General features: G+C 54.4%; 24 protein-coding genes and 2 tRNA genes. 12 read left to right on the top strand and 14 right to left on the bottom strand.

The window, feature by feature from the left end:
* Positions 1-43: 43 nt before the first annotated feature.
* Complete coding sequence (locus tag FHS21_RS01970; RefSeq protein WP_376772053.1) at positions 44-805, bottom strand: potassium channel family protein; 762 nt, start codon at positions 803-805, stop codon at positions 44-46.
* Positions 806-1086: 281 nt separating this feature from the next.
* Positions 1087-1947, bottom strand: a complete 861-nt coding sequence (locus tag FHS21_RS01965; RefSeq protein WP_112527951.1) for a Hint domain-containing protein — start codon at positions 1945-1947, stop codon at positions 1087-1089.
* Positions 1948-2286: 339 nt separating this feature from the next.
* Here FHS21_RS01965 and FHS21_RS01960 point away from each other — a divergent pair, with 339 nt between their 5' ends.
* Both FHS21_RS01960 and FHS21_RS01955 read left to right on the top strand, forming a co-directional pair.
* Complete coding sequence (locus tag FHS21_RS01960) at positions 2287-2868, top strand: HdeD family acid-resistance protein (protein ID WP_112527953.1); 582 nt, start codon at positions 2287-2289, stop codon at positions 2866-2868.
* 153 nt (positions 2869-3021) lie between these two features.
* The gene (locus tag FHS21_RS01955; RefSeq protein ID WP_112527955.1) at positions 3022-4023 is read left to right on the top strand and encodes a diguanylate cyclase domain-containing protein; all 1002 of its coding nucleotides are present in this window, start codon (positions 3022-3024) and stop codon (positions 4021-4023) included.
* A gap of 54 nt (positions 4024-4077) precedes the next feature.
* Here the strand turns inward: FHS21_RS01955 and yghU are convergent, their stop codons facing one another.
* Positions 4078-4953, bottom strand: a complete 876-nt coding sequence (gene yghU, locus FHS21_RS01950) for a glutathione-dependent disulfide-bond oxidoreductase (RefSeq protein ID WP_183660860.1) — start codon at positions 4951-4953, stop codon at positions 4078-4080.
* A 308-nt stretch (positions 4954-5261) separates the two neighbouring features.
* On the opposite strand from yghU, the gene FHS21_RS01945 reads away from it, so the two are divergent.
* The 3 genes from FHS21_RS01945 to FHS21_RS01935 all read left to right on the top strand — a co-directional run bounded on the left by FHS21_RS01945 (position 5262) and on the right by FHS21_RS01935 (position 5850).
* A tRNA-Pro gene (locus FHS21_RS01945) sits at positions 5262-5338 on the top strand.
* 76 nt (positions 5339-5414) lie between these two features.
* On the top strand, positions 5415-5720 hold the full coding sequence (locus FHS21_RS01940) for an ETC complex I subunit (protein ID WP_112527958.1): 306 nt from the start codon (positions 5415-5417) through the stop codon (positions 5718-5720).
* 53 nt (positions 5721-5773) lie between these two features.
* Positions 5774-5850 (top strand) — tRNA-Arg (locus FHS21_RS01935).
* Between the two features lie 13 nt (positions 5851-5863).
* On the opposite strand, the gene FHS21_RS31760 is transcribed toward FHS21_RS01935, so the two are convergent.
* Entirely contained in the window at positions 5864-7327 is a 1464-nt protein-coding gene (locus tag FHS21_RS31760; protein ID WP_446686523.1) for an FAD-dependent oxidoreductase, read from the bottom strand.
* Positions 7328-7493: 166 nt separating this feature from the next.
* Here FHS21_RS31760 and FHS21_RS01925 point away from each other — a divergent pair, with 166 nt between their 5' ends.
* Complete coding sequence (locus FHS21_RS01925; RefSeq protein ID WP_183660858.1) at positions 7494-8390, top strand: LysR family transcriptional regulator; 897 nt, start codon at positions 7494-7496, stop codon at positions 8388-8390.
* Between the two features lie 393 nt (positions 8391-8783).
* Positions 8784-9194, top strand: coding sequence for a lysozyme inhibitor LprI family protein (locus FHS21_RS01920; protein ID WP_183660856.1), 411 nt, complete (start codon positions 8784-8786; stop codon positions 9192-9194).
* 941 nt (positions 9195-10135) lie between these two features.
* On the opposite strand, the gene FHS21_RS01915 is transcribed toward FHS21_RS01920, so the two are convergent.
* The gene (locus tag FHS21_RS01915; RefSeq protein WP_112530787.1) at positions 10136-10345 is read right to left on the bottom strand and encodes a hypothetical protein; all 210 of its coding nucleotides are present in this window, start codon (positions 10343-10345) and stop codon (positions 10136-10138) included.
* 137 nt (positions 10346-10482) lie between these two features.
* The gene (locus tag FHS21_RS01910; RefSeq protein ID WP_112530788.1) at positions 10483-10722 is read right to left on the bottom strand and encodes a hypothetical protein; all 240 of its coding nucleotides are present in this window, start codon (positions 10720-10722) and stop codon (positions 10483-10485) included.
* A gap of 293 nt (positions 10723-11015) precedes the next feature.
* On the opposite strand from FHS21_RS01910, the gene FHS21_RS01905 reads away from it, so the two are divergent.
* The gene (locus FHS21_RS01905) at positions 11016-11672 is read left to right on the top strand and encodes a phytochelatin synthase family protein (protein WP_112551288.1); all 657 of its coding nucleotides are present in this window, start codon (positions 11016-11018) and stop codon (positions 11670-11672) included.
* A 5-nt stretch (positions 11673-11677) separates the two neighbouring features.
* Here FHS21_RS01905 and FHS21_RS01900 read toward each other — a convergent pair whose 3' ends face one another.
* Entirely contained in the window at positions 11678-12187 is a 510-nt protein-coding gene (locus FHS21_RS01900) for a GNAT family N-acetyltransferase (RefSeq protein ID WP_112530790.1), read from the bottom strand.
* 101 nt (positions 12188-12288) lie between these two features.
* Positions 12289-12918 (bottom strand): LysE family translocator, encoded by a 630-nt coding sequence (locus FHS21_RS01895; protein ID WP_112530961.1) that lies wholly within the window; start codon positions 12916-12918, stop codon positions 12289-12291.
* A 182-nt stretch (positions 12919-13100) separates the two neighbouring features.
* Here FHS21_RS01895 and FHS21_RS01890 point away from each other — a divergent pair, with 182 nt between their 5' ends.
* Positions 13101-14087 carry an MlaD family protein gene (locus FHS21_RS01890; protein WP_112530791.1) on the top strand — a complete coding sequence of 329 codons (987 nt, stop codon included), beginning with the start codon at positions 13101-13103 and terminating at the stop codon, positions 14085-14087.
* A 1034-nt stretch (positions 14088-15121) separates the two neighbouring features.
* Here the strand turns inward: FHS21_RS01890 and FHS21_RS01885 are convergent.
* From FHS21_RS01885 to FHS21_RS01875, 3 genes are all read right to left on the bottom strand, one after another.
* Positions 15122-15637: a hypothetical protein gene (locus FHS21_RS01885; RefSeq protein WP_246410719.1), complete on the bottom strand. Its 516-nt coding sequence runs from the start codon at positions 15635-15637 to the stop codon at positions 15122-15124.
* A 122-nt stretch (positions 15638-15759) separates the two neighbouring features.
* Positions 15760-16086: a hypothetical protein gene (locus FHS21_RS01880; RefSeq protein ID WP_112530792.1), complete on the bottom strand. Its 327-nt coding sequence runs from the start codon at positions 16084-16086 to the stop codon at positions 15760-15762.
* A gap of 102 nt (positions 16087-16188) precedes the next feature.
* A complete protein-coding gene (locus FHS21_RS01875; protein ID WP_112530793.1) occupies positions 16189-17031 on the bottom strand; it encodes an FkbM family methyltransferase in 843 nt (280 codons plus the stop codon).
* A 335-nt stretch (positions 17032-17366) separates the two neighbouring features.
* Between FHS21_RS01875 and FHS21_RS01870 the strand changes: the two genes are divergently transcribed.
* A complete protein-coding gene (locus tag FHS21_RS01870) occupies positions 17367-17705 on the top strand; it encodes a BRA0787 family protein (protein WP_112530794.1) in 339 nt (112 codons plus the stop codon).
* Between the two features lie 62 nt (positions 17706-17767).
* On the opposite strand, the gene copM is transcribed toward FHS21_RS01870, so the two are convergent.
* The 3 genes from copM to FHS21_RS01855 all read right to left on the bottom strand — a co-directional run bounded on the left by copM (position 17768) and on the right by FHS21_RS01855 (position 19820).
* Positions 17768-18154, bottom strand: a complete 387-nt coding sequence (copM, locus tag FHS21_RS01865; protein WP_112530795.1) for a CopM family metallochaperone — start codon at positions 18152-18154, stop codon at positions 17768-17770.
* Positions 18155-18234: 80 nt separating this feature from the next.
* Positions 18235-18588, bottom strand: a complete 354-nt coding sequence (locus tag FHS21_RS01860; RefSeq protein ID WP_112530796.1) for a hypothetical protein — start codon at positions 18586-18588, stop codon at positions 18235-18237.
* 56 nt (positions 18589-18644) lie between these two features.
* Entirely contained in the window at positions 18645-19820 is a 1176-nt protein-coding gene (locus FHS21_RS01855) for a cystathionine beta-lyase (protein ID WP_112530797.1), read from the bottom strand.
* A gap of 245 nt (positions 19821-20065) precedes the next feature.
* Here FHS21_RS01855 and FHS21_RS01850 point away from each other — a divergent pair, with 245 nt between their 5' ends.
* The gene (locus FHS21_RS01850) at positions 20066-20860 is read left to right on the top strand and encodes a phosphatase PAP2 family protein (protein WP_162701965.1); all 795 of its coding nucleotides are present in this window, start codon (positions 20066-20068) and stop codon (positions 20858-20860) included.
* A gap of 238 nt (positions 20861-21098) precedes the next feature.
* Positions 21099-22127 carry an amino acid ABC transporter substrate-binding protein gene (locus FHS21_RS01845; protein WP_112530963.1) on the top strand — a complete coding sequence of 343 codons (1029 nt, stop codon included), beginning with the start codon at positions 21099-21101 and terminating at the stop codon, positions 22125-22127.
* Positions 22128-22174: the final 47 nt, after the last annotated feature.

Here is a 22174-nt window from a genome sequence, read left to right as displayed (position 1 = left end):
GGGCTATTTCTAACAGATTTATGAATGTACTACCTGATCGAGCTCAACCTTCGCCCTCGTTTTCGATATTGACGATAGCTCCACAAGCTTTGCAATGCACTGCATCAGGATCGTGCCGGTTTAATCCGCAGGTCGAACATAGATAGCGAACTTTATTTGGCCGAAACAACACTTGGGCAAGACGCAAGAAGAGCGTTACGCCAAAAATCATGATCGACACTGATATCAATCGGCCGCTCGTCCCCTCGAGCGTGATGTCTCCAAAACCCGTCGTCGTGAGGGCAGTGACGGTAAAATACAGCGCGTCGGCATAATTGGCGATCTCGGCATTGGTCCGGTGCTGTGTCTCGTAAACCACACCCGTCATGATGAACAGGAACACCAAAAGATTGAGGACGGCGATCAAGGCATCCTCGTGTTGGCGCACAAACGGGAAGTCAGCGCGCAGTCGTGCGAGAACCTGATAGGTGTGAAGTAACCGAAGGGTTCGAAGAATTCGTAGAAATCCGAAACCCTCACCAGAAAGAGGCGCAAGAAAAGAGAAAACGGCGGCAAAATCCGCAAGCGTAGAGGGTCGGAAGATTGACCGCATCGTCATCTCGCCGGTCGAAAAGCGGGCCACCAGATCGAGCAAAATAATCAGACCAATGCCGGTATCGGCCCATTCAACGACCTGGGTCCGCGGAAGAAAGGATGTGCCGATCACGAACAGGACGGTGGCGATATCGAAAGCCAACAACGCATACCGGAACCGGTGTGCCCTGTTGGTGTTTCCCTCATATAGCTCCGATATCAACCTGCTCACGGCAACCCTGTCATCGCGTCAACCTCATGGAACTATAAGGCAGAATTCGTTTGCAAATACCATCAAACGAAAGTTTCGCTAACAGAAGAGATGAGCGTCAGTCCGATCGCCGTGACCCGCGAGAACGGTTTGAAGAGATCGCCGAACACGTTCACGTCGTTTTCATCTTGCCGAACTGGCCGATCGGTTTGATCACACAGACCATAAGAAAGCTTGCGCATGAGACAGTATGCGCAAGCTTGATTGCCGTTTCCGTGCGGAGGGTTCGTCGTCCTGTCAGATCAACTGACCAGTTGCCCGGCGCGTACCGCAATTCTCTCGTAGATGTCACGGACAGGGTCACGCAACTGAACAAAGGGAGACACCCCGAGAAGAAGAAGAGCCTTCAGATGCCGTCGGCCACCTTCATACCCCACGACTGGCGCAAAAGGCGTCATGGCAGGACGCGGACCGTCGGCTGGATAGAGACGATCATATTCAGCGAAGTTCGTGAAATTCTCATGATTGTTTGACCTGAAAAGGAATGTCTCGGCAGGAGCACCCTCGGCCAGGATCACTTCATGAGTATCGAACACAATCTGGAAATACTCGATGTTTTCCTGCTCTGCGGGAAGGGCGGGCACGATCGAAATCCCGTTAACAAGCTCCTTTACGCGGATGAGGACGCCATCGATGAACAGAGCGTGGTTGGGAGAAAGATAGAGATCCCTGTGAGGCGTCCGCTGATCGAGCGCTTGGCGGGAAACACGAATTGGCGTCATGCTTTTAGGCCAGGACGAGCCGCTCTTCTTGTAAAGGCGGCGACCGATCCATTTGATTGCCAGGGTTTCTCCGCGCACGGTTTCAACGAGATCACCGATTCCGAGCTCCTCGATGGGCGTCTCGCCTGCCGGGGTCATAATCGATGTGCCTCGGAGGAAACAATTATTACCGCCACCGCCGCCCTTGGGGCCACGACCAGAATTGTCGTTGCCGCCATGTTTTCCCCACCATCCTTTGCCCTTGGCTTGAGCGGGCAACGAAGGAATAATCATCGCGGCTGCGCTTGCCGCTGCAACTCTGGCGCCGATGGCGAAAGTCAGGCCGAGGAAGTGACGTCTCGCCCGGCTGGGTGGCACGTGCCGCTCTGAATTCGTTGACATATTCCCATCCCTCTCGATTTATTCCATTCAAGATTGGTGACGGTTCATCTTACATTAGCCTGCAATGTAGAAGGCATCAGACTTCGTGCTCGTGAACTGCTGAAATCGGCGTACTCACAAGGTCAAAAGAGGTAGGTCCGGGGAGAGGGTGCTACCACTTATGGAGGAGAGGTCGTACTTCCACTTGCTGGCTGCAGTGCCATGGCGAATACCGTTGATAAACATCAGCCGTAACACGTGTTACAGTTACGTACTTGTTCGTCGCCGATGCAGAATTCAGGATCGCCGAATACGGCCATTTCGGCGGTAGGTGGGGCACTTGGGGAAGTGGAGCAGATCATGACGATGTCATTGGATTCGGCCGCGGAGGTTTTCCGTGCGGCCATGCGGGAAACGGTCAAGCGGTACTCGTTGTGGTACCTCATCCAAGGTGCGCTTCTCGTCGTAGCAGGCTTCCTGGCGATCATCTATCCCATTTTATCGTCGGTAGCGGTCATCATCATGTTGGGCTGGCTGTTGATCATCAGTGGTGTTGCGCAGGGCATCAGCCTTGTGGGAGCACGGCACGTGCCGCACTTTTGGCTGCAACTCATCTCCGTTATCCTTGCCTTCCTTATCGGCTTCCTCTTCCTGCGTGATCCGGCGCAGGGCCTGCTGACGGTCACGCTTCTCCTGATCGTGTTCTTCATGATCGAAGGCATCTCAAAGATCGTCTTTGCGCTAACGATCCGTCCATTTCCCTATTGGGGCTGGGTGCTGGCCAGCGGGCTCATCGGTGTCCTGCTCTCTCTGGTGCTTTGGGCAAGCCTGCCGGTCACGGCGCTATGGCTCGTCGGATTGCTGCTCGGAATTCAACTGATCAGCGTTGGCGGTGCGCTTGCACGACTTGCCTGGCAGGTGCGGCGAAGCCCGGCGACTTGAGACGACTCAAGCTCCCGCCACCCTTTGGCGGGCTGGCGGACAAAGCTTCAGCATTCTCTCATCGATTTTCTGCGAGACGAAGCCACTTGATAAAGTGTATTAACAACTTTCGCGCCACTATGCCCGCTCTCGCTCTAAGCAACAGAGTTATATATGTCCGATGTCCCGCTGCTCGAGTCCGCCGTCATTGCCCGCTTGAAAGCGGAGTTACAGGCTAAAGAATCCATAATCCGCGATCAGGCTACTGCACTGGAACACAGTCGCAAAATCTTCGCACGAGCGTCGGTCGCTGCCCGGATTGGTGTGTGGGAGTGCAGCCTTCCCGATGAGACATTGCATTGGACCGACGTGGTCTATGACATCTTTGACTTGCCGCGCGGGGCGAAGCTTGATCGAAACCAGATCGTGGAATGCTATGCGGAGAATACTGCGAAAGAACTCCAGCGGCGCCGCAAAAGAGCAATTGAAGATCGCAGCGGCTTCGAAATGGATGCCGAAATCATAACTGTGCAGGGCAATCGCCGCTGGATACGAATTACCGCCACGGTTGAATCCGAAAATGACGTACCTGTCCGCATTTTTGGCATGAAACAGGACATCACCGAGCAAAAGATCTTGTTGGACCGCACGCGGTATCTGGCAGACTTCGACCTTTTGACTGGACTGGCCAACCGCAGCCAGTTCCAGATGAGACTTGCAGATTTGTGTAAACCTGATGCCGGTCAAAGTCCGCGCGGCGCATTGCTCCTGATCGATCTCGATGGTTTCAAGATTATCAACGATAGCCTGGGGCATCCCGTCGGTGATGAGTGCCTGAAAGAGGTCGCCAATCGTCTCCTTGCTCTATGTCACGAGGCTGAGGTCGTGGCCCGAATTGGCGGCGACGAATTCGCCATTTTGCTGGGACCCCAATTTGGTCAGGACGCGATTACAGATCTTGCACAGCGGATTGTCGGTTCTCTGAGCAAACCTTTGGAGTTTTTCGGTCAGTCACCAAAGCTTGGGGCATCAGTGGGTATCGCGCTCATCGATGACTGTGTGCCGTCTGATATCGTAAAGAATGCCGATACCGCCCTCTATACTGCAAAAGCTGCGGGACGGAACACTTTTCAGGTTTTCGATCCGGCGCGAACCCCCAACGAAAAAGCTGCATAAACTAGCTGGCAGCAAGCCATTACTGCCAGCAGAACCCTTCTCCAGCAGGCAAAATCAGCCTTTGGCGGCCAATTTGTCCTGGGTCTTCGTCTCGAAGTCGCTCGCATCGTGACGCTCACGCAACTGGGTCGAAGGTTCACCAGATGTGCGATTGACCATCCGGCCACGCTTGACTGTCGGGCGTTCGTCGATCTGGTTGGCCCAACGCACCACGTTCTTGTATTCCTGCACCTGAAGGAATTCCGCGCCGTCATAAAGCCGACCTTTGACCAGTCCGCCATACCAGGGCCAGACAGCCATGTCGGCGATGGTGTATTCGCTGCCTCCCAAATACTCGCTTTCCGCGAGGCGGCGATCGAGCACATCGAGCTGGCGTTTGGTTTCCATTGCAAATCGGTCGATTGCATATTCGATCTTGGTCGGCGCGTAGGCGTAGAAGTGGCCGAACCCGCCTCCGAGATAAGGTGCACTCCCCATCTGCCAAAACAGCCATGACAGACATCCGGCGCGCGCCGCCGTTTCCGTCGGAAGGAACGCACCGAATTTCTCGGCGAGATAAACGAGGATAGAACCGGACTCGAAGACCCGGATGGGTTTCGGGCCACTGCGATCCACCAGAGCAGGTATTTTGGAGTTTGGGTTGACCGCGACAAAACCGCTACCGAACTGGTCACCGTCATTGATATTGATCAACCAGGCGTCATACTCCGCGCCCCGGTGGCCAAGCGCCAGCAACTCCTCGAGCATGATCGTAACCTTCACACCATTCGGCGTACCCTGAGAATAGAGCTGAAGCGGATGGCGACCGATCGGCAGGTCTTTCTCATGTGTCGGCCCCGCTATCGGCCGGTTGATATTTGCGAAGCGACCTCCGCTCTCTTTAGTCCAAGTCCAAACCTTCGGCGGCGTATAGTCGTTGGAAGCACTCATTTGCAAACTCCGGGGATTCGATGGTGAATTGCGTTGACCATCGATCTAGCCTTATTGCTCGTGATGACTAGACGAAAAGGTCAACTTTTGTGGTTCCCGACTTCACTTTTCTGTCAAGTCGCCACCTGATGGGCCGAGAAGCCGATCGTTGACTATCGGCCAAACCAGTGAGGTTTGCAATTTATGTGGGACTTTTGGTGTCACACGTTGCCTTTGCAAACCATTCGTTCGGTTTTCTGCTTTTTTCGTGTTTTGAGCTATTGCGTTCTCAGGCCAATATCTCTAGGGACAGCAGCGTCAACAAAGGACGGAGCGTAGCGCAGCCTGGTAGCGCATCTGGTTTGGGACCAGAGGGTCGCAGGTTCGAATCCTGCCGCTCCGACCACTTTCCCAAGCAAATGCTGCTGGAACTGAATTGAAGCCTGTAATATATCGGGATTGCAGACAAAGGAATCTCTTCAATGGCAGCACGCATCTTCCGCCCGGCAAAGACCGCAATGCAATCCGGCAAGGCAAAGACCGATACCTGGACGCTTGAGTTCGAGCCGGAGCAGCCACGCAAGATTGAACCGCTGATGGGCTATACTTCATCGCGCGACATGAAGAGCCAGATCCGCCTGACTTTCGAGACGAAAGAAGAGGCGATCGCTTATGCGCAGAAAAATGCCATCGACTATGTCGTGCTCGAGCCCAAGGAAACACGCCGGCGTATCGTGTCTTATTCCGAAAACTTCCGCTTCGACCGCAAGCAGCCTTGGACGCACTAAAATAGCGTTTTCGATTTTTCCCGGGAAGATCACTTTCCGCAGGAACACATATTGGTCCCGTAGCTCAGCTGGATAGAGCACCGGCCTTCTAAGCCGACGGTCACTGGTTCGAATCCAGTCGGGATCGCCATCTTTTCAATAAGTTAGTCGATTGAGCGTCGGGAATAACCCGAGGTTTGCCCGCCCTCCATTTGCTTCGCTGCGTGATCTAACCTGCAGCGCGTGGAGGGATGCCGCCGAGGAGCGGTCCCAGCCCTTCGGCTATTGTCAGATGGGTAATAACCGCATCGCGCATCCGCATATATGGAAGTTCCGCCAGCATCGCCATCTGAACCGCAGCCATTACCTCGCCCGCCTCGGAGCCGATCATGGTGAATCCCAATATCCTGTCGTCCGTCACACTCACAAGCACTTTCATGTAGCCCTCGGTTTCGTCCGTCGCTTCCGTCCGCAACACATTGCCCATCGGCATTTGCGACGCGGACCGGGATATTCTTCCGCTGCGCTTCGCCTTCGCTTAAACCCACGCGGGCGAGGGGCGGGTCGGTGAACATGACGTAGGGCACCAGTCGTTCATCTGTCCTGCGATTGCCGCCCGCCATATTGTCCCTGACTATCCGGAAGTCGTCGACGGAAACGTGCGTGAATTGCGGGCTGCCGGCGCATTCGCCGATTGCCCAGACACCGGATGCTGTCGTCTCCAATCGCTCGTTGACACGGATAAAGCCACGGGCATCGAGCTCGACGCCCGTCTGTTCAAGCCCGATATCGGCGGTATTCGGTATGCGCCCCGTTGCTACGAGCAGATCGCTGCCGGTGATCGTCCGCTCCCCGGAAGCCGTGTGAATGGTAACGCTGACTTCATCTCCTGAAAGGCCATGGACATTGACGGGCTGAGCGTCCAGCAAAATTTCAATGTCTTCCCCGGTCAAAACGCGCTGCATCTCGGTCGCAACGTCTGCGTCTTCCCGGCTCATGAGCTGATAGCCCGGTTCGATGATTGTGACGCGGCTGCCGAAACGGCGATAGGCCTGCGCCATTTCGACACCGATGTAACCACCGCCGAGCACGATAAGATGGGCCGGCACATAATCGAGTTCCAGCGCTTCTATATGCGTGAGTGCCCGGGCTGCCTCAAGTCCGGGAATGTTCGGGATCGCTGCGTGCGATCCGACATTGATAACAGCCTCTTTGCCTGTCAGCAGCCGCATTCCGCCATCGTTCAGCGCCACCTCGATCGTCTTGGGCTCAACGAAACGCCCGCTGCCCATGATCAACTTCGCACCGCTTTCCTTGTAGGCCTTCAGGTGAAAGGCGATCTCCCGGTCGATCATGTCCTGCTTGCGGCCTCGAACCTTGGCCATGTCGATCTTGATTGGCCCCGTCAGCGTACCGAACCGAGCGGCGTTGCGAGCGAGGTGCGCAACCCTTGCACTCCAGATCTCGTTCTTGCTGGGCAGGCAAGCGACTGCAGGGCATGAACCGCCAACCCAACGACGTTCCACGACGGCAACCTTTTGACCCGAGCGGGCGAGATGCCAGGCAAGCTGTTTTCCGCCCTGGCCGCTGCCAAGGATCACGGTGTCGAAATGTTCAGATTGGGACATGGTGGATCTCCTGAAATTTTATGCCGATTTGCTGATTACGCCGTGGGGCCGGGATCAAGAGTAGCGATGCTGCACGACTATGGTTTATTCCAAACAGGAATAAGCAATGCTAGATTTGCGCGGGACGGCATACAAAACGGTATCGTCCGCTCATAAGGGAATAACCATGAACCGCCTGACGTCCATGGAAACATTCGTTCGTGTCGTCGATACCGGGTCTTTTTCCCTCGCCGCGCGACAGTTGCGCATTGGCCAACCCGCTGTTTCCAAAACGGTCGCGCAGCTTGAAGACCGGCTGGGCGTGCGTCTGCTCCTCCGCTCGACTCACGGGCTGACGCCGACAGAAGCCGGACGGAGCTTCTATGAACACGCAAGGAGCTCTCTCGAGGCGGCGGACGAAGCCGATATGGCGGCCCGCGGCGCGGGCGCCAATTTGTCAGGCCGCATCCGCATCTGTGCCGCCGTGACCTTTGCGCGGCTGCATGTGGTGCCGCGCCTTGGCGCTTTCCTGGCCGAGTATCCCTCCCTCGATGTCGACATTATCCTCGACGATCGAAACACCGATCTGATCGAGGGTGGTATAGACATAGCCTTGCGTATGGGACAACTCACGGATTCGAGCCTGACCGCCAGGAAACTGGCCGAGTGCAAACGTTTGGTTCTTGACGCGCCGTCTTATTTGGAAACGGCGGGCGAGCCGCTTGTGCCGGCAGATCTCGCCGGGCATCAAACGATTGTCTACGACCAGCGCGGCGGCGGAACGGCCTGGACGTTCCAGCAAAACGGCAGGCAGGCATCCGTTACAGTGGGCGGCCGTGTCCGCGTCAACGCGGCAGAGGGCATCCGGGAAGCCGTACTTTCCGGACTTGGGCTCGCCATCGCATCCGAGTGGATGTTCTCGCCGGAGCTCGAATCCGGTCGGGTAAGGCCCGTGCTTCAGGATTGGTCATTGCCCCTGCTTGACCTGTGGGCAGTATTTCCAACCGGGCGGCAGGCAAGTGCCAAGGCCCGGGCCTTTGTCGACTTCATCGAAAGGCAGCTGGTGGAAGCTGCAACCCTCTAGCCAGGCGTTGTCTCACGACGATCCGACGCCAAGCTCATTCGGCAATAATCCAACAGTTGAGTATCAATTTCTGTATCAGATTGCATCAGGATTGGAAGAATAAAAGTCACCGCTCCGAGAATAATTGTGGCAAACAGACGAGATAGCGTCTCGTTTTGGCGTTTGTGATCAGTCGTCCATCCGTCTGTTACATAGAATTGAGGAGGATTTGAATTTGTTAGCAAATTCTAATTTAAAATTTGACCAACTGCATCGAGATAAACTTGCCTTATGCCGCCCTTTCATGCAACATTTTGGCAAGTTGAACCTTTAGGTCAGTAGTATGAGCCGGATCATGAAGGGCTTTACTGAAGGCGCACGAGCTGTTTTTGGATTCTAAACGGAGGACAATCGATGAAAACCGTGACACTGGCTGGCGCCATGGTTCTGACCATGCCGACTTTCGCTTTTGCGCAAGACAAGTGCTACGACGACGCCAAGACTCAGTACGATTTGAACCGGTGCGCCGGTACTTCTCTCGGTAAATCCGACAAAAAGCTCAATGAGCTTTACGCGCAAATCGAAGCCCGCCTGAAGGACGACGCAAGTACCAAGAAGCTTCTCGTTCAGGCACAGCGGGATTGGAACACATTTCGTGATGCAGAGTGCAATTTCCAGACTTCACTGGCTGCCGGAGGAAGCATGCTGCCAATGCTCGTCGCGCAGTGCATGGACGACCTCACGCAATTGCGTGTCAAAAACTTCGAGGGTTACCTGAAATGCCAGGAAGGCGATATGAGCTGCCCCGTTCCGGCCTCGAATTGACCAGCGCCAGGCAACAAAGGATCACCAGAGTGATCGCGGGCGACATCCTGCCCCTGGCGCGATGTTACAGGAGCTCCAACCGCCTCGGCGGACAATCCATCACCGCTGCTGTGGCTAAAAAAGGAGGCTCGGCGGAGTACATTTTGGTCGCACACTTCAACGCCGAGCCTCATGCCACTTAGGGTGGATGGCACAAAGGAATTATGTAATGATTTCCGGAAGATAACAATTAATCTGGGGCTCGATAAATTTGATTATGACCAAAGACCTGAGGGATAAGAGACCTTCGACTATATCCGCCGTTTGGCCATTGCGCTTGGACTGGATTACGTCAGGCCGTTGATTTGCAACTGCCCAAAGCCCGACCCTCCGGAACGCAAATAACCGGAGGATCGAGCGTCGGTTGGTCTGCTGTGAAAAAGAAGCGGTATCCTTTAGCAGGCCTTGCCGGCCCGGGGGAGGTGCCGACGCTCCTAAAATACTCTCAAAATGGCAATGGCAATATGGACCAAATGCCTGCAAATGCTCGGACTAAGGTCCAGTCTTGCAAAGTCTTAAGTCTGATGCCGATCGGGAGCTAGGTGAGGTCCGGCGCCCTCCTTGGGCTCGGATGATGGACGCCGGACACTCTGTCGACTTGGCGGTCGACTCGCCTACACAACGGATATTCAGGGGTTGGTTCTACAGGAAAAGCGATGTGATTTGTTACTACAGCGGACGGCCCTCAAATTGGGGCAGTGAGGCTCGGGCCGTCGAAGTGTGCCACCTACGCCCGAACCCCACCTGCAGGATCTGCGACCCCACGATAAATTGTCTGCCCGCGGACAATACGTGTCAAGCTGGCGCAGCGGAGCGATCGTCAGCGTGTCCAAAGGACGTCGGGAGCTCAAACACGCCTTCTAGACCGCCTAGCCTGAGAGATAATTGATCAGGCAATGAAGTTATTTGATCGCCAATTTGGTGTTGGTTTCGACGCCTTTTGCCGCCAACTGCTCATGAGCGCTGGGCTTGAAACGGGCTTCAATATCGAGGTAAGTCGAGTAGCCGACGCCGACCAGCAACAATATGGCAACGCCATAATCGCAGACCTTGACCAGGAATGACCGCGTGCGTCTTTCTTCAAAATCAGTATAGTTTCGAGTTCTCCTCATGACCCCACCCAGTCTTTTTCTTATTATTTGGGTAGGATTCTACTCCTGAGGATAGTCCCGAGCAATTCACCAGCGGCTAATCAGTTGGAATGACGATCCTGCTGACCAAGAGCTATAAGGAGAGTTTTAGGCTGCAATCAGTGGTATGTGGCTTTGCGATCCAGGATGATTTCGCGATGGGCCGCAATCGTCGCAATTACCTCAAAGTCGCGGACGCCCGCATCGAACAGTTTCATGATGTGGCGTGCCAAGCGATCCGCATTTTTGTAGGACACCGGCGGCTCGCCGAGAAGGTCACAAGCCCTGATGTGGGCATCCTCCAAAATGCACCAATCGTCTTCGTCATAGGTGAGTTTTTCAAAGAAATGCAGGGACATGATGGCTCCTCTCACCATCAATGGCGGGAGCACTTGTGCGTCTCTCAATCGCTGGTGTGCCGTTGACAGACCCCTCGACCGGCATATGAAAAAACTCACTTGAGCCGGCGTCAATAGTATTTCTATAGCCATAGCGATCAATGAAGGTCGATTTCAGGCTCCGCACTGAGCGATGGGCCCTCAATCGCTAGCGTGCCGTTGACAGACCCGGCGACGAGCAGGAACAGCCAAAATTTGCTGCATCGTACTCCATACGGTAACCTTCGTCCTTGCTCAATCTGCGAGTGCCGGTGATGAAACGTGGCCTCATTTTCGGTTTAGCCGTGTGCGCCGGTCTGCTGGGCGGCGGCGCTGCTTTTATTGGCAGCCAATCCAGTGTTTCACCCGCGGCAATAGAGGCATCGGTAATCCGTACGCCGGCTCTTTTAGAGCGGGCATGGCGCCTTCCGGTCGCCGCTGCATTCAACTCAGACGTGACCTGGCAGTCCAACGGTTCCCGCTGTGGCCCGGCAAGCATCGCAAACGCTTTCCGCTCCATTGGCGAGGAGGAAACCACGGAAGCGCAGGTCCTCGAAGGCACGGGCAAATGCTGGACAGGCTTCTGCATCATCGGGCTCACCCTGGACGAGCTCGCCGAAGTCGCGCGTGCCCATACTGAGCGAAAAGTCTCGGTCATTCGCGACCTGACCGCCGAGCAATTTCACGAGCATATGAAACACGCCAATGATCCGGATCGCCGCTACATCATAAACTTTACCCGGGAAGAGATTTTCGGCGGCGGCGGTGGTCATCATTCGCCCATCGGTGGATATCTGGAGGCGGAGGACGCTGTTTTCGTTCTCGACGTGAATGAAAACTACAAGCCTTGGCTGGTCAAGAGAGAACGTTTGTTCAAGGCGATGGACACGTTCGATGGCGACAGGAAGCGCGGGCTGCTACTAATACAATGAATAATCTATGCCCATTCAACCCACAGCGTTTCGCGTTTCGACATGTCGAGAACCGTTGCGTGACGGTCGAGTATTGCCCGCAGACAAGGACCGATCCGCTCTTCCGGCATAGGTTCAAAGCCATATTTACGAAACCATGGGCCGTTCCAGCGCGGTGCCCGGAAGGTTGTCAGCATAACGCCGGATAGTTTTAACTCTCTGGCCCTGGATTTGGCCATATCGAGAAATGCTGCGCCGATGCCGTGCCCGGAGAAATCGGCAGCCACCATGATATTGGCAATGTACATCATGCCGTCCAGCGGTTGCATCAGGACATAGCCAACACATTCACCATCAACTTCGGCGACGACTGTTTCGCCACTGAGAAAACGTTCCGCGGCGATAGACGGAGCGTCCACCACCATCTCGAGACCGTCCCATCCGGCATAACGCAAGCGAGCGGATTTCTCTATCGATCGCAACGTTTCGATCTCTTCGAAGCGAAATGGTCGCAGGTTGAGGTCGTGATGGTCCATTGTTGAATTTCCCGACGCGCAGAATCATCGGAATCATAAGACTCGTTCATGACAGCTGCGCGTCGGGTAATTATTTTGGTGTAAGCGCCGGGGGCAGGACCTTATGCGTTCGCCCGTCGATAGAACGCGAGCGAACCAGCAAGGGCAAGCAATGCGCCGCCGCAGATCCTGTCAAGCCAGAGCGCACCGGATTTCTTCAGCAGGCGCACTGCACGCGAACCCAGAACGGCATAGCCGAACATGACGGCGAAATCGATCAGTGCGAAGGTCACCGCCAATGCCAGATATTGTGGAACCTGCGGCAATTCCGGCGCGACGAACTGCGGAAGAAACGCCGAGAAAAACAGATATCCCTTCGGATTTGTCACGGCAACAAAGAAACTCTTCAGAAATATTGCACGCGATGAAGAGCCTGCACTGCCTCCCGTGTGCAAGACATCGAGCGTTCCCTTGGACCGCAACAGCATGATGCCGAGGAAGGTGAGGTAGCCGACGCCGATCCACTTGACCACGGCGAACCAGAATTCCGACGCAGCGAGGAGGGCGCCGAGCCCCAGCGCCACCGCGCCGATGAGGACGAAATCTGACAGCACTGCGCCGGCCATACCGAGACAAGCTGCCTTGATTCCGAAACGCGAGCCGTTCGTCAGCGCCAGCAGCACGGTCGGCCCTGGTGTTGCAATGCCGATGAATGACACCAATGCAAATGCCAAAATCGTCAAGTTCGTCATGACCCGCCCCCCGATCAAATCCAGTTTTACCAGTCCACTCGCGTCAAACATCATTCTCTTTTTTCAGTTGTCAACATTATCAGCCGGCGAGAACGATATTGGTTCGCCATTGATTTGCCGTCTCGTAAGGCGGTAATGAATGGATCGCTAATACCAACCGTGGAGTCGCCTCAAAAGAATCAATGGAAACCAAGGCCAACTATCTTCTCGTTACGGTTTTCAGCCTTGTCGTCTGTGCGCTGGCGTTCGGATTCTTTTACTGGGTCGGTCGTTATGGCGATACGCGTGAAACGTCGACGCTGGAAATCAGGGTTCCAGGTTCCGTCACAGGCTTGGCCGCGAACAGCCCGGTATTCTTCAACGGTCTGAAGGTCGGTGAGGTGAAGCGTCTCTTTATTGATTCGACCAATCCAGACGCCGTTATCGTTCAGACTGCGATCGACTCGACCACGCCGATCACGCGCTCGACCGTGGCAACACTTGCCTTCGAAATACTGGCCGGACAGGCGCGCATCGAATTGACGGGCGGCAAGGCCTATGAGCCAAGGCTTTTGGAAGAGGCGGACAAGGAGGACACAATCGCACGTATGGACGTCGATCCATCGTCGCTGAAGACGCTGGTACAGACTGCGCAGGACTGGATCGACCGTGTCGACAAGGCGACGACCGCCACCGAGGAATACGTCGCGAGAACGCGGGGACCGCTGCTTGCAAGCATTCAACAGGCTAAGGAATTCACCGACGGCCTTGCCGGCAAAACCGAAATGATAAACGAGTATGGCCAAAAGGCTCGCAGCGTCGGAGAACTTATGAATGACGCGCGCGACGTCATCTCGCGGGTCAACAAGTCTTCTGTGCGCGTTGATGAGACATTGGCCAAGGTCGACAAGCAGCTTTCGGACGACAAGGACAGCACGGCCAGCGAAATACGCTCCAAGCTTCAGTCCTATCAGCAGCAAGCCAAGGACTTGAATACCCAGCTTGTCGCCGTCCTCAACAATCTCAGCAATTTGACGGGTCAACCGCTAAAAAATGCGCAGCGCTTCATCTCGAATAGCCGGCGCACGGTCGAAGGCATTGATCGCAGCGTTTCCGAAATTGCGGAGGATCCGCACAAATATTTCTTCGGGCCCACCAAGACTGCCCCCGATTACGAAGCACCCCGATAGGGAATTCTAGGAAAAATACATTCCGACAGCATAGCTTCCGACGGCCAGGAGAACCATGATCATCGCTGGCGGCCAGTACAGATAGAACTTCATTCCATTATCGGCTGCGTACCCGTTTTCATCATTCGATGGGGCATATGTCATTGTTGCGGGGGACTTCGCCCTCTTATTGAAGCTCGTTAACGACACAAGAATTCACCTTCCGAACTGACGGCCTAAATACAAGACAATTGGTATGATGATCAAAAAGATTATGAGATAGCCCCAGATGGACGTCATGTAGGGCGCATAATCCTCCTTTTCTTTTTTTTCATCCTCTTCCATTGGTGCCTCCCACATCTGCCAATGAAAACAGTGATTAAGAGGACTTCGAGCTGCAATAAACTACGGCTCAGATCGCATCAGGCCATAGCGGCAGTGCGAAAACAACTTAGTAATAATGGCTATATAACTAGCTCGAAAGCACTTCATAGGATCAATCATCCATCGATGAGCCTCGATAATGATGCGGTGAGTCCGCAGTGCAGGCAAGCGGACAAAAATAACAAGGTAAATACAGAAAGATCGCTGCAGCCCGGCCACGGCGATCTTCATGTCAATTCTGCCGTGACTTCCGTCGCGGGCTATTTCGTATGCTGCTTAAAACGCCGATGCGCAAAACCGCCTTTGGCTCGTTTCAGAATGTCCGAAAGCCTGTTGGGGCTGGTAGGCTTGTTTGGCATTTCTTCGCGGACTTTTTGTAGAATCTGCGGTGTAGCGCAGCAGGCATTGTGGGGGGTATGAAGCGTCACGTCTCCCATTTGTCACTCCCTTAGAAGAACAATTGACCTAGCGGGCTTATCCGAAAGGCTGAAAGCAAACTATTCGCTTAAGCTAATAGGTGTACGCTTAGTTTTGCGGTTATTCAACTGGATTTGCAGCGTCGGGTGATCGTGTCTGCGTTTGCAGATCATCAACATGCTGTGAAACAAGCGGCGTTCCTTGAAAAGGGCGCCGCTTGCACCTGTTTTCGCGAGGTCTGAAGGCTTCAGCTCTTAGGCGTAAATCGGGCGAAACCGTCGCAACGAAAGAAAGCCCGCGATGACGAACAACACCAGCAAAATACCCTGCACAATCGCGAACGGAGGTTCTGACCCTGTCGGAGCAAGTGCGTTGAGTGCAGGTATCTTCTGGAAAGACTGTGCAACGAGAACAAAGCAATTCAGATAGAGCGACACGATTGCGCTGACCACATAGACCGAGCGCCAGGAACCGGCGAGACGATAGATATAGAGCGCAACGATCGCCGCGATGAGGAAGATCATAGATATGATACCCACCCCTATGGCCGGCGTGAAGCCGCTATAGGGAAACAGGAAGCCGGTTACGCTCGTGGCTACTGTCGTTATCAGGAAGATCAACGTCCAGCTTTCCTTCCTGTCGGAGCCAATAAGACCCGCCAGAACAATCAGCCCTGAAACAATACCGATCAGGCTTAGAATCACATGGAAAAGTGTAAACGGCGTCATACCGAAGATCATGATCGTGCCCCCAAGTTGCGATCCGTCCATATGTTCAATCCGGACGTGGCAACACGAAACAACGTTTGCGGCCGATTGTAAATCCTTCTGTCAGATGAGAAAATATGAGAAAATTATTCAATAATTCTTCAAGCAAATCAACAAATGGTGGGCTATCCGGTGCATTTGCGGCGATCGATTGACCGCGTCATTGAATCGGCTTGTCCCTGCAAGGCACCGGCCTGTTTCTGGTTGGCCGTGCGATAGTCGGGCAGGAAGGGACCGAAGCCGGTGACCACGTTCGGGTCCTGGTAGCCGCGGCCATTGGTAAGCCGGCTGATCTCGGCCACAGCCTGGTTGCGCTGCGCCACAAGTGCGGGGCAGGCGACATTGTCATAACGCAGGGATGAAATTTTTTCATTATCGAGCTGGCTTTGAATGCCTGCGCAGCCCGAGAGCAGCGCGGAAAGAATGATCACCTGAAGGTGCCTTGTCGTCATGTGCCAATATCCTCGATAACGAATAGGGGACATGAATGCGGCAATGGCGCCAGTTTGGCAAGATGGATGCGAAAAATGCAGCATCCAATTGGTTAATCGACGTCAGTCGATCAGCAGGACGCGCACGCTTCCCAGGTCGAGGGGGATGTCCGCTACGTTGACGATTCGTGGCTCGGCGTCAGTCAGCAAGACGCAGCGGCGATAATATGTGGCGAGATAGCGGACGAAGCTCGAACCATGATCGCGGTGATAGAGTTCCGGCGAAAGCACCGCATAAATTGGAATATTGCGCTCCATGAGCGCGGTCATGGACAGGCAGGCGATCGCCTCATAGCCTTCGATATCAATCCATACGAGACCGATCTTTTCAAGCGGAACGCACGCGTCCTGCAGGATGGTTTCGACCGTGTTGATCGGGATTCTGGTCTTGGTATCGTTGGGCCTTCGCTGTTTCATACCGCTTCGCTGCTTGTCGTCGCGGCCCACGTAGAAATTGGCCATTCCATCGATGACGCCAGCTGCACATGGGAAGCAGGAAACCGTGTTCCGTAGGTCGTTGTCGTCGACATTACGTTTCAAGGCCGAAAAATTGACTGCCTCCGGTTCGACGGCGAGTATGCGCGCAAATGCGCCGCATGTTGCCATCTCGATGGTCTGCACTCCGGATCCGGCACCGAGTTCCAGCAATGTCGCATTATCGCGAAATGTGCCCGTTGTGCTCAGGATATGACGAACTTTCGCGACTTCGCTTTCGGGGAGCTCACCAAAGTCGATACGCCTGTCCGAGGCACTGCTTAGCTCACTCCATGGGGCTGCTTTGAAAGAACGAAAACGCCCCGCAAGCGGCTGGATGCGGGCGGTCAAAAAACCACCGAGACGTTGTATGAAATTGGCCGAAAAATTTGGTCGCGGCTCGAACGCCGCCGTGCGTTGAAAATAGGTCATTGAAAAAATCCAGTTCAAAACAATGATCGATAAAAGCAAAATGCAGTTCTATTTGATGTTATCGACGATGCGCTCAGACCAGCGCAACTCAATAATTAGAGTTATATGGACTACTATCCTTAGAAAATTAAGTATTTTCAAAGGCATGGCCAATTGAGCGCAGTTTTTGGTTGAATGACGGAACTTAAAACTGTAGCGAAAACTCAATTTAATCAAGAATGACTAGTAAAATGGTATGGTATAGCAGTTTAGGCTTGCGATAAGTGCCGTCTCGCCCTTATGATTCCACTTCCGGGAGCCCCCGGCAGTTGCAACACAAGAGTGAGGAGACAGGAATGCCTGGTTTGCTGCACCCACTTCATGAGGGCCATGCGCCCATCATATTGCACAATGCCTTTCAGGATGCGATTGACGCCTTGGAGGATTGGGAGCTCGGCAGTGAAGAGCCCCAGATTGACGTCAACGAGAAACGGGTCCCGATCAGTGCTGTGTTCCGGCGTCTATGGACCTGCACGGATATCCTTCCGGCGCGCACGCTTGCCGTCGTGGAGGATTTGTTGCCTTTGCGTTCAGCCGAATTCAGAATCGGATCATCGACCTATGCCGATGCCGCCCATAGTCTTTGGCAGTTGAGCATGCAGAAACGCGCTGCAACGAACGAGATACGCCAGTAAACTGGAAAATGGTTTTGTGAAAATCACCCGCCGGCCAAAACCGGCGGGTGATTCTTGTTTGTTTAGCCGCCGTTCTTGGCCAGCCAAGTTTTCATTTGTTTGATCTCGCTTTCCTGTGCTGCGATGATCGTTTCGGCCAGTTTGCGGATTTCCGGATCCTTGCCGTATTCGAGCTCGACCTTGGCCATGTCGATGGCACCCTGATGATGGGCGATCATACCCGACACAAAATCCTTGTCGGCATTGCCGGTAAAGGGGATTGCCATGTCCTTGTGCATTTTCGCATTGGCTTCAGCAAACGCCTTGGAGGATGCGCTTTGATCGCCTTTGGGCATCGCCATCATGTCGTTCTGCTTGGTTTTATGCGTTGTGTGATCCTGCGCCAGCACCGGTGAGGTAAAGGCGAGGGCGCAGATCAGCACCGCACTGTGAATATATGTGATTTTCATCGTTGATCTTTCCATGGGCCAGTCAAACCGGCGCAGGCTGTGGCCCGCTCACCTGCGCGTAAAATGAAAGGAATGATCAATTATATGCGGGGAGGGCGCGGGAGCGGCGCATTGTCGAGCGCGACAAGCGGCAATTCTCCGGCTCGCGGAATGATGATCTTGGGTTGCGGGATGACCGGCACCACAAACGAGATTGCCGGTACGCCGATACAGGCAGCACACACCGCTGGATGCTGTTGTTTGACGTCCCCCGGGCAATGATGTTTGCCGGCGCAGCCATGGGTGTGATGAATATGGCCAGACGACTGCGAAGCCCCGGTCGCAACGTCCTGCAAACCCAGTTCTGCAGCCAGACGGCCGGGCGCCGCAAACACCGGAACCCAGCCAATGCTGAGCGCGGTCAGAAGAGCGAGGATTGCAGCGAGCCTTTTCATTTGCCCCTTATAGCGGTCAAGTCACCGGGATTGAAATCACCTTGTATTTATCCGCGTCAAACCGTCTTTGCTGCGGCCAATCCGTTTTCAATGTCGGCAATAAGATCGGCCTTGTCTTCAAGTCCGATCTGCAGCCGGATGACCGGTCCTGCATAATTCTTGCCCGTAATCTCCCGGCCGCCGAGATGGACATGCAACGCGAGACTTTCATATCCACCCCACGAATAGCCCAGGCCGAAAATCCTCAATGCGTTGAGGAAGGCTTGTGCCTGTGCAACTCCGCCCTGGATGACAATCGAAAACACTCCGCCCGCACCACAAAAATCGCGTTTGAACAAGGCGTTTCCCGCATGGCTCTCAAGACCGGGATGCAGCACCTCGATGACACCGTCCTGCGCCTCGAGCCATCTGGCGATTTCCAGCGCGCTCTCCGCATGCCGTTCCATGCGCACGCCCATGGTGCGCAGCCCGCGCAAAACCTGATAGGCATCGTCACCGCTCACGCAGAGCCCGAGTGCGGAATGCGCCGCATCCAATGTCTTGAAGCATTTCTCATTGGCCGAAATGGTTCCCATCAAGATATCGGAATGACCGGCAGGATATTTGGTCGCCGCATGGATCGAGATATCGACGCCATAGTCCAGCGCCTTGAAATAGATCGGCGTCGCCCAGGTATTGTCCATCATGACGATGGCGTCTGCCGCATGGGCCTTTTCAACGATGGCCGGGATGTCCTGGATTTCGAACGTGTTGGAGCCCGGTGATTCGGTGAAGATGACACGGGTGTTCGGCTTGATCAGTTTCTCGATGCCAGCGCCAACCAGCGGGTCATAGAATTCGACCTCGATACCCAATCGCTTCAACATGGTTTTGCAGAAATGGCGGGTATTGCCATAGCAGCTGTCGACCATCAGCAGATGATCACCCGGCGAGAGGAAAGCCAGAAGCGGTACCGTCACTGCCGCAAGACCCGAGGGAACGAGAACAGTGCCGGCAGAGCCCTCCAGCTCATCGATCGCGCGGCACAAAGCATCGGTGGTGGGTGTTCCATGCGTGGCATAGGTATATTGCTGGCTGTGATTAGCCATGGTTTGCGCATCTGGAAACAGCACAGTCGACGCATGGACGACCGGCGGATTGACGAAGCCGTGATAGTCGCGTGGATCATAGCCACCATGGGCAAGCCTCGTATTGATTCCGGTTTGCGCCACCTTGCCCGGTTGCTTCTCCATGAGATCGTCTCCATATTTTGTGTGCCTTGTCAGAGACCGTTTGAAAATTCATCCCTGATGTGTCAGCTGAGGTGGTTTTCGAGAACCGGAGCGCAGCGTACACATCGTACGTGAGCACCGGAAGCGCAGAAAATCGCATCAGATGATCGTCGGGGATGAATTTGCAGACGGGTGTCGCAGAAGTCGATAATGCCACCGCGTGCTTGTTGCAACAGGAGAGCAGGCTGATTGACGGGAAAGACAAGATGACGAAGCCACGCAATCAGGGGCAAACGCAATCCGCCTTGGGCCGGGTCGGTCAGTCCGTTGTCCGCTTTCTGCGCCGCATCAATTCTCCCGCTTTTCCGGGTTCTCCGCCCGCGTGGACGAACGGCATGTTCATGGCTGTCGTTCTCATCTTCTTCCTCATTCTGCTGATTCATCCCTATGACGCGCTCTTGTCGCGCACGCTGTCGACCTATGAGCCGCTTAATGGTGTGCGGCATCTGACTGATATCGGCCTGTCGCAATGGTATCTCATTCCGGCTTTCGTCATCGGCGTGTGCCTGATCGGCATCGATTGGGGGAATATTGCCCGAGACCGGCGTATCCGCTTTGGCCTCGTCTATGCACAGGCGACCTTCGCTTTCTGGGCCATCGCTTTATCGGGGATACTGACCAATATTGCGAAGTTTCTTATCGGCCGGGCGCGCCCAAAATTCATCGATACGCTGGGGGCCAACAGTTTTTCACCGTTCGTAGCGGGGTATAATTTTGCGAGTTTTCCATCTGGTCATTCAACCACCATGGGCGCGGTTGGTGGTGTACTGGCTCTGTGGTTCCCGCGCTGGCGCATACCAATCATCCTGGCGACGATGTTCATCGCCTTGACCCGCGTCTTTGCCCGCGCTCATTATCCGACAGATGTCGTGGCCGGTTATACACTCGGTTTTCTATTCACGATTGTGCTGGCCAGATTCTTGGCCGGACGCCGTACAGCCTTCGTCTTCGGGAAAAGCCAATTCTGGCCGGATATGCGGTTCAGCGAGCGTTTTTGGTAACAAAACGCAGGTCTGAACAACAAATGATCCAAAAATCTCTTCGTGAGCAGTCGAAAGTCTAACATTGCTATAATATTGAGCAAAGATTACCGCTTGACCAAAGCGTCAGAATGGCCTTCGATAGCTGCGTGAATGGGAGACATATTGGGCCCTTTTTTTGGGGGCGTGGGGAGCGATCCGCCAATATGATTTTTCCTCTGTGGGAACTATGGGCACCAACCTAAAGGGTCAAATCGTTATGAAAAATCTTGTTTTGAAGGGCGCACTGGCAGCCTCGGCGTTCGTCCTTCTGGCGAACGCGGCCTCGGCTGCCACGCTGGACGACGTCAAGAAGAAGGGCTTCCTTCAATGTGGTGTGAACACCGGTCTTCCGGGCTTCGCTTCGCCGAATGACAAAGGCGAGTGGTCGGGTTTTGACGTCGACTATTGCCGCGCAGTTGCTGCTGCGGTTTTTGGCGATGCAACAAAGGTCAAATTTACGCCATTGTCCGCGAAAGACCGCCTTCCCGCGTTGCAGTCAGGCGAGATCGACGTTCTCATCCGCAACACAACCTGGACTCTCAGCCGCGATACGCAGGGCTTTGATTTCACTGGCGTCAACTATTATGACGGCCAAGGGTTCATGATCAACTCCAAGAAGCTTTCCGGTATCAATTCCGCGCTTCAGCTCTCTGGCGCGTCTGTTTGTGTGCAGGCTGGCACGACGACGGAACTCAACCTTGCCGATTATTTCAAAGCCAACAAGATGGAGTATAATCCCGTCGTGTTCGAGAAAGTTGAAGAGGTCAATGCGGCGTATGATTCAGGACGTTGCGATGCCTACACGACCGATCAGTCAGGTCTGTATGCATACCGCCTTGCACTCACGGCGCCGGATGATCACATTGTATTGCCTGAGATCATTTCAAAGGAGCCACTGGGACCTGTCGTACGCCAGGGTGATCCGCAATGGGCTGACATTATTCGCTGGACTCACTATGCCATGCTGACAGCCGAGGAACTTGGCATCACTCAGGCCAACGTTGATGAAGTCAAGAACGGCGACAATCCGGAAATCAAGCGTGTTCTTGGCCAGGAAGCCAATACCAAGCTTGGTACCGATCTTGGTTTGACCAATGATTGGGTTGTCAACATCATCAAGGCCGTTGGCAATTACGGTGAGGTTTTCGAAAAGAACCTGGGTTCCGGAAGCCCGTTGAAAATTGCACGTGGTATCAATGCTCAATGGAGCAAGGGTGGCCTGCAGTACGCAATGCCGATCCGCTGATCGGCCCCGATAAATTTAGAAAATCGGGTGAGGAGGCTTGGCCTCCT

Source organism: Phyllobacterium trifolii (assembly GCF_014192095.1).
Classification (GTDB): domain Bacteria; phylum Pseudomonadota; class Alphaproteobacteria; order Rhizobiales; family Rhizobiaceae; genus Phyllobacterium; species Phyllobacterium trifolii.
Note: the sequence above shows the minus strand (reverse complement) of the source record. Positions and strands in the feature narration are given on the sequence as shown.

Excerpts from the sequence above, each read along its gene's own strand:
- FHS21_RS01895 (WP_112530961.1), bottom strand. The coding sequence starts at position 12,918 with ATGACGAACTTGACGATTTTGGCATTTGCATTGGTGTCATTCATCGGC.
- FHS21_RS01845 (WP_112530963.1), top strand. The coding sequence starts at position 21,099 with ATGAAAAATCTTGTTTTGAAGGGCGCACTGGCAGCCTCGGCGTTCGTC.
- copM (WP_112530795.1), bottom strand. The coding sequence starts at position 18,154 with ATGAAAATCACATATATTCACAGTGCGGTGCTGATCTGCGCCCTCGCC.
- FHS21_RS01880 (WP_112530792.1), bottom strand. The coding sequence starts at position 16,086 with ATGACGACAAGGCACCTTCAGGTGATCATTCTTTCCGCGCTGCTCTCG.
- FHS21_RS01940 (WP_112527958.1), top strand. The coding sequence starts at position 5,415 with ATGGCAGCACGCATCTTCCGCCCGGCAAAGACCGCAATGCAATCCGGC.
- FHS21_RS01855 (WP_112530797.1), bottom strand. The coding sequence starts at position 19,820 with ATGGAGAAGCAACCGGGCAAGGTGGCGCAAACCGGAATCAATACGAGG.
- FHS21_RS01860 (WP_112530796.1), bottom strand. The coding sequence starts at position 18,588 with ATGAAAAGGCTCGCTGCAATCCTCGCTCTTCTGACCGCGCTCAGCATT.
- FHS21_RS01955 (WP_112527955.1), top strand. The coding sequence starts at position 3,022 with ATGTCCGATGTCCCGCTGCTCGAGTCCGCCGTCATTGCCCGCTTGAAA.
- FHS21_RS01905 (WP_112551288.1), top strand. The coding sequence starts at position 11,016 with ATGAAACGTGGCCTCATTTTCGGTTTAGCCGTGTGCGCCGGTCTGCTG.
- FHS21_RS01925 (WP_183660858.1), top strand. The coding sequence starts at position 7,494 with ATGAACCGCCTGACGTCCATGGAAACATTCGTTCGTGTCGTCGATACC.
- FHS21_RS31760 (WP_446686523.1), bottom strand. The coding sequence starts at position 7,327 with ATGTCCCAATCTGAACATTTCGACACCGTGATCCTTGGCAGCGGCCAG.
- FHS21_RS01890 (WP_112530791.1), top strand. The coding sequence starts at position 13,101 with ATGGAAACCAAGGCCAACTATCTTCTCGTTACGGTTTTCAGCCTTGTC.
- FHS21_RS01900 (WP_112530790.1), bottom strand. The coding sequence starts at position 12,187 with ATGGACCATCACGACCTCAACCTGCGACCATTTCGCTTCGAAGAGATC.
- FHS21_RS01920 (WP_183660856.1), top strand. The coding sequence starts at position 8,784 with ATGAAAACCGTGACACTGGCTGGCGCCATGGTTCTGACCATGCCGACT.
- FHS21_RS01910 (WP_112530788.1), bottom strand. The coding sequence starts at position 10,722 with ATGTCCCTGCATTTCTTTGAAAAACTCACCTATGACGAAGACGATTGG.
- FHS21_RS01850 (WP_162701965.1), top strand. The coding sequence starts at position 20,066 with ATGACGAAGCCACGCAATCAGGGGCAAACGCAATCCGCCTTGGGCCGG.
- FHS21_RS01965 (WP_112527951.1), bottom strand. The coding sequence starts at position 1,947 with ATGTCAACGAATTCAGAGCGGCACGTGCCACCCAGCCGGGCGAGACGT.
- yghU (WP_183660860.1), bottom strand. The coding sequence starts at position 4,953 with ATGAGTGCTTCCAACGACTATACGCCGCCGAAGGTTTGGACTTGGACT.
- FHS21_RS01915 (WP_112530787.1), bottom strand. The coding sequence starts at position 10,345 with ATGAGGAGAACTCGAAACTATACTGATTTTGAAGAAAGACGCACGCGG.
- FHS21_RS01960 (WP_112527953.1), top strand. The coding sequence starts at position 2,287 with ATGACGATGTCATTGGATTCGGCCGCGGAGGTTTTCCGTGCGGCCATG.
- FHS21_RS01885 (WP_246410719.1), bottom strand. The coding sequence starts at position 15,637 with ATGGACGGATCGCAACTTGGGGGCACGATCATGATCTTCGGTATGACG.
- FHS21_RS01870 (WP_112530794.1), top strand. The coding sequence starts at position 17,367 with ATGCCTGGTTTGCTGCACCCACTTCATGAGGGCCATGCGCCCATCATA.
- FHS21_RS01875 (WP_112530793.1), bottom strand. The coding sequence starts at position 17,031 with ATGACCTATTTTCAACGCACGGCGGCGTTCGAGCCGCGACCAAATTTT.